This is a genomic window from Pseudomonas sp. XP1, assembly GCF_053557675.1.
In genome coordinates, this window is record NZ_JBNRIJ010000029.1 from 36,928 (window position 1) to 41,657 (window position 4,730).

Below are 4,730 nucleotides of genomic sequence, written 5' to 3' on the forward strand. Positions count from 1 at the left end.
ACAGCTCAAGGTAGAAACCGGGTAGGGGAATTCCCTGACCTCCGGCAGATGAGCCCCCGACGTGCCTATGGTAGAGTGTCGGCCTTTTTCCGAAGGGGCGTTTACTGTGTGGGAATTGGTCAAGTCCGGTGGTTGGATGATGCTGCCGATCATTCTGAGCTCCATCGCTGCCATGGCTATCGTCGTCGAGCGCCTGTGGACCCTGCGCGTCAGTCGCGTCACCCCGCCGCACCTGCTCGGCCAGGTGTGGATATGGATCAAGGACAAGCAACTGACCAGTGACAAGCTCAAGGCCCTGCGCGCCGATTCGCCACTGGGCGAAATCCTTGCCGCCGGCCTGGCCAACTCGCGCCATGGCCGTGAAATCATGAAGGAATGCATCGAGGAGGCCGCTTCGCGCGTCATCCACGAACTGGAACGCTACATCAGCACCCTCGGCACCATCGCCGCCATGGCCCCGCTGCTGGGCCTGCTGGGTACCGTGCTGGGCATGATCGACATCTTCAGCGCCTTCATGGGCTCGCAGATGACCGCCAACGCCGCAGTGCTGGCCGGTGGTATCTCCAAGGCCCTGGTCACCACCGCGGCCGGCCTGATGGTCGGTATTCCGGCGGTGTTCTTCCACCGCTTCCTGCTCCGCCGCATCGATGAGCTGGTGGTGGGCATGGAGCAGGAGGCGATCAAGCTGGTAGAAGTGATCCAGGGCGACCGTGAAGTGGAAGTGGCCGGAGGCAAGGCGTGAAGTTCCGGCGCAATCGCCAGCGGGAGAACGTCGATATCAACCTGGCGTCGCTGATCGACGTGGTGTTCGTCCTGCTGTTGTTCTTCGTGGTCACCACCACCTTCACCCGCGAGACCCAGCTGCGTGTCGAGCTGCCCGAAGCAGCCAGCGCCGAACAGGCGCCGCCCGACCAGGGCAAGCTGGTGGAAATCACCATCAGCGCAGAAGGCGTGTACTCGGTGAACAACCACCTGCTGCCCAAGAGCGACCTGGCCACCCTGAGCGAAGCGATCGAGCGTGAATCGGGCGGCGACAACAAGCTGCCGCTGGCCATCAGCGCCGACGGCAAGACTCCGCACCAGGCTGTGGTCACCGCGATGGATGCCGCCGGCAAGCTCGGTTTCAGCCAGTTGCGCATGACCACCGTCGAGGCGGCCCAGGGCACGCCTTGATGGCCTTCGCCGACTGTCTGCTCGCCGCCTGGTACGCCGGGCACCCGGCCCTGGCGCTGCTGCGCCCGCTGGAGGCGCTGTATCGCCGCGTGGTCACGCGCAAGCGGGCGCGTTTTCTCAGTGGCGAAAGTGCCAGCTACCGGGCCCCGGTGCCGGTCATCGTGGTGGGTAACATCACTGTGGGCGGTACCGGCAAGACGCCGATGATCCTCTGGCTGATCGAGCACTGCCGTCAGCAGGGGCTGAAGGTGGGCGTGGTCAGCCGTGGCTATGGCGCCAAGCCGCCGCAATTACCCTGGCGCGTGCAGGCCGACCAGGCTGCCGGGCAGGCCGGTGATGAACCACTGCTGATCGTGCAGCGCACCGGTGTGCCGCTGATGATCGACCCCGACCGCTCCCGCGCCGTGCAGGCGCTGCTGGCCAGCGAACCCCTCGACCTGATCCTGTGTGACGACGGCATGCAGCACTATCGCCTGGCCCGCGACCTGGAGCTGGTGCTGATCGATGCCGCCCGCGGCCTGGGCAATGGCCGCTGCCTGCCGGCGGGGCCGTTGCGTGAGCCGGCCGAGCGCCTGAACGAGGCTGACGCGGTACTGTTCAATGGTGCCAGCGCAGACCGTACCGATGGCTTCGGCTTCCGCCTGCAGCCGTCCGCCCTTGTCAACCTGCGCAGTGGCGAGCGCCGCGGGCTTGACCATTTCCCCGCAGGCCAACGCCTGCACGCGGTGGCCGGTATCGGCAACCCGCAACGTTTCTTCAATACCCTGCTGGGGCTAAACTGGCAGCCGGTGCCGCATCCCTTTGCCGACCATGCGCAGTTCAGCGCCCAGAGCCTGGCCTTCAGCCCGCCGCTGCCGCTGGTCATGACCGAGAAGGATGCGGTGAAATGCCGGGCCTTCGCCGCTGACGACTGGTGGTACCTGGCCGTCGAGGCGCAGCCCACGCCGGCTTTCAGCGCCTGGTTCGACAACCAGTTGCAACACTTGCTGCGCAAGCCCTGAGCCCTTTTTCAATTCCCGGCCACCTGGCCTAAAGGAAGCCTCCAATGGACACCAAACTGCTCGATATCCTGGCCTGCCCGATCACCAAGGGGCCGCTCAAGCTCAGTGCCGACAAGACCGAGCTGATCAGCAAGGGCGCCGGCCTGGCCTACCCGATCCGCGACGGCATCCCGGTCATGCTGGAAAGCGAGGCGCGTACCCTGACTGACGACGAGCGTCTGGACAAATGAGCCTGGATTTCACCGTGGTGATCCCCGCCCGCCTGCGCTCCACGCGCCTGCCGGGCAAGCCATTGCTGCCGATCGCCGGCAAGCCGATGGTGCAGCATGTATGGGAGCAGGCCCGCAAGAGCGGCGCCAGCCGCGTGGTCATCGCCACCGACGACACCAGCATTCTAGAGGCCTGCCAGGCCTTCGGCGCCGAAGTGCTGATGACTCGTGCCGACCATGAGTCCGGCACCGATCGCCTGGCCGAAGTGGCCACGCACCTCGGCCTGCCCGCTGATGCCATCGTGGTCAACGTACAGGGCGACGAACCGCTGATTCCGCCGGTGATCATCGACCAGGTGGCAGCAAACCTGGCAGCGCATCCGGAAGCCGGCATCGCCACGCTGGCCGAACCGATCCATGAGCCGGAAACCGTGTTCAACCCCAACGCGGTCAAGGTAGTCAGCGACAAGAACGGCCTGGCCCTGACCTTCAGCCGTGCCCCGCTGCCCTGGGCTCGCGATGCATTCGCCAAGGACCGCAACCTGCTGCCAGAGGGCGTGCCTTATCGCCGCCACATCGGCATGTACGCCTACCGCGTCGGCTTCCTGCATGGCTTCGTCAGCTGGGGCCCGTGCTGGCTCGAGCAGACCGAAGCGCTGGAGCAGCTGCGGGCCCTGTGGCATGGCGTACGCATCCACGTCGAAGACGCCATCGAGGCGCCTGCCGTGGGCGTGGATACCCCTGAAGACCTGGAGCGCGTACGGCGCTTGCTGGAGGCCTGATGCGCGTCCTGTTCGTCTGCCTCGGCAATATCTGTCGCTCGCCCACCGCCGAAGGCGTGCTGCGCCATCAATTGCAGGCTGCCGGGCTTGCCGACCGCGTGCATGTCGCCTCGGCCGGCACTGGCGACTGGCATGTCGGCAAGGCGCCTGACAGCCGCACCTGCAAGGCAGCGCTGGCGCGTGGCTATGACCTGTCGCAGCAACGCGCCCAGCAGGTCACGGCGGCGCACTTTGCCGAATATGACCTGATCCTGGCCATGGACGAGAGCAATCTTGGCCATTTGCGTGCGATGCGCCCGCATACGGCAGTGGGGGAGCTCGACCTGTTCCTGCGCCGCTATGGCGCAGCGCTGGATGAAGTGCCAGACCCTTACTACGGCGGCACCGATGGCTTCGAGCAGGTGCTCGATCTGGTCGAAGCGGCGTGCCAGGCACTGGTCCTGGAAATCAAGGGGCGGCTATGACAGCGCAGTGGCAGAAGCAGGTATCGCTCAAGCCGTACAACACCTTTGGTATCGACGTGAAGGCGCGGTATTTCAGCCAGGCACATGATGATCAGGAGGTGCGCCAGGCGCTGGCCCAGGCGCAGCAGGGCGGCTTGCCGGTGCTGGTGATTGGCGGAGGCAGCAACCTGCTGCTGACCCGCGATATCGATGCGCTGGTGCTGCACATGGCCAGCCGTGGCCGGCGCGTGCTCAGCGACGATGGCGAACGTATCGTGGTCGAGGCCGAGGCCGGTGAGCCATGGCACCCGTTCGTGCAGTGGACATTGGCGCAGGGGTATTGCGGGCTGGAGAACCTCAGCCTGATCCCCGGCACCGTGGGCGCCGCGCCGATGCAGAACGTGGGCGCCTATGGCGTGGAGATCAAGGACGTGTTCGTAGGCCTTACCGCCCTGGACCGCGAGACAGGCGAGCTGCGTGACTTCGGCCTGGCGGAATGTGCGTTCGGGTATCGCGACAGCCTGTTCAAACGCAACCCTGGACATTGGTTGATCCTGCGGGTGCGCTTTGCCTTGAGCCGTACGCTGCGTGCTCACCTGGATTACGGTCCGGTGCGCCAGCGCCTGGCAGAGCAGGGGGTGACCGAGCCGACCGCGCAGGCGATCAGCGAGGCGATCTGCAGCATTCGCCGCGAGAAGCTGCCAGACCCGGCAGAGCTGGGTAATGCCGGGAGCTTCTTCAAGAACCCGGTGGTCTCGGCGGAACAGGTCGAGCGAATCCGTGCGCAGTACCCGGGGGTGGTGGCTTATCCGCAAGCCGATGGCCAGGTGAAGTTGGCGGCAGGCTGGTTGATTGAGCAGGCAGGCTGGAAGGGCCATCGCGAAGGGGATGCCGGGGTGCATCGTTTGCAGTCGCTGGTGCTGGTCAACTACGGCCAGGCGAGCGGGGCGCAGATGCATGCGCTGGCGCGACGGATCCAGGCCGATATCCTCGAGCGGTTCGGGGTCGAGCTGGAGATGGAGCCTAACCTCTACTGATTCAGTGCCTGGGCTGGCCCTTTCGCGGGTAAACCCGCTCCCACAGGGACCGCGCAGGGCCTGAGGGTAGTGGGGCCCCTGTGGG

At 65.8% G+C, this 4,730-nt stretch carries 7 protein-coding genes; all 7 read left to right on the forward strand.

Annotation, left to right across the window (positions count from 1 at the left end):
• The first annotated feature begins 106 nt into the window (after nucleotides 1–106).
• From ACK1U9_RS20460 to murB, 7 genes are read left to right on the forward strand one after another with little or no spacing between them, the layout of a single operon-like run.
• The gene (locus tag ACK1U9_RS20460) at nucleotides 107–742 is read left to right on the forward strand and encodes a MotA/TolQ/ExbB proton channel family protein (protein ID WP_003259970.1); all 636 of its coding nucleotides are present in this window, start codon (nucleotides 107–109) and stop codon (nucleotides 740–742) included.
• Nucleotides 739–1,173, forward strand: a complete 435-nt coding sequence (locus ACK1U9_RS20465; RefSeq protein WP_046617071.1) for an ExbD/TolR family protein — start codon at nucleotides 739–741, stop codon at nucleotides 1,171–1,173. The genes ACK1U9_RS20460 and ACK1U9_RS20465 overlap by 4 nt, the downstream gene beginning before the upstream one ends.
• A complete protein-coding gene (gene lpxK, locus ACK1U9_RS20470; protein WP_108480095.1) occupies nucleotides 1,173–2,174 on the forward strand; it encodes a tetraacyldisaccharide 4'-kinase in 1,002 nt (333 codons plus the stop codon). The genes ACK1U9_RS20465 and lpxK overlap by 1 nt, the downstream gene beginning before the upstream one ends.
• A gap of 44 nt (nucleotides 2,175–2,218) precedes the next feature.
• Nucleotides 2,219–2,404: a Trm112 family protein gene (locus ACK1U9_RS20475; protein ID WP_003247142.1), complete on the forward strand. Its 186-nt coding sequence runs from the start codon at nucleotides 2,219–2,221 to the stop codon at nucleotides 2,402–2,404.
• Entirely contained in the window at nucleotides 2,401–3,165 is a 765-nt protein-coding gene (gene kdsB, locus ACK1U9_RS20480) for a 3-deoxy-manno-octulosonate cytidylyltransferase (RefSeq protein WP_108480096.1), read from the forward strand. The genes ACK1U9_RS20475 and kdsB overlap by 4 nt, the downstream gene beginning before the upstream one ends.
• Nucleotides 3,165–3,629 carry a low molecular weight protein-tyrosine-phosphatase gene (locus tag ACK1U9_RS20485; RefSeq protein ID WP_153671227.1) on the forward strand — a complete coding sequence of 155 codons (465 nt, stop codon included), beginning with the start codon at nucleotides 3,165–3,167 and terminating at the stop codon, nucleotides 3,627–3,629. The genes kdsB and ACK1U9_RS20485 overlap by 1 nt, the downstream gene beginning before the upstream one ends.
• Nucleotides 3,626–4,645: a UDP-N-acetylmuramate dehydrogenase gene (gene murB / locus ACK1U9_RS20490; protein WP_108480098.1), complete on the forward strand. Its 1,020-nt coding sequence runs from the start codon at nucleotides 3,626–3,628 to the stop codon at nucleotides 4,643–4,645. Before ACK1U9_RS20485 ends, murB begins: the two co-directional genes overlap by 4 nt.
• Nucleotides 4,646–4,730 lie beyond the last annotated feature (85 nt).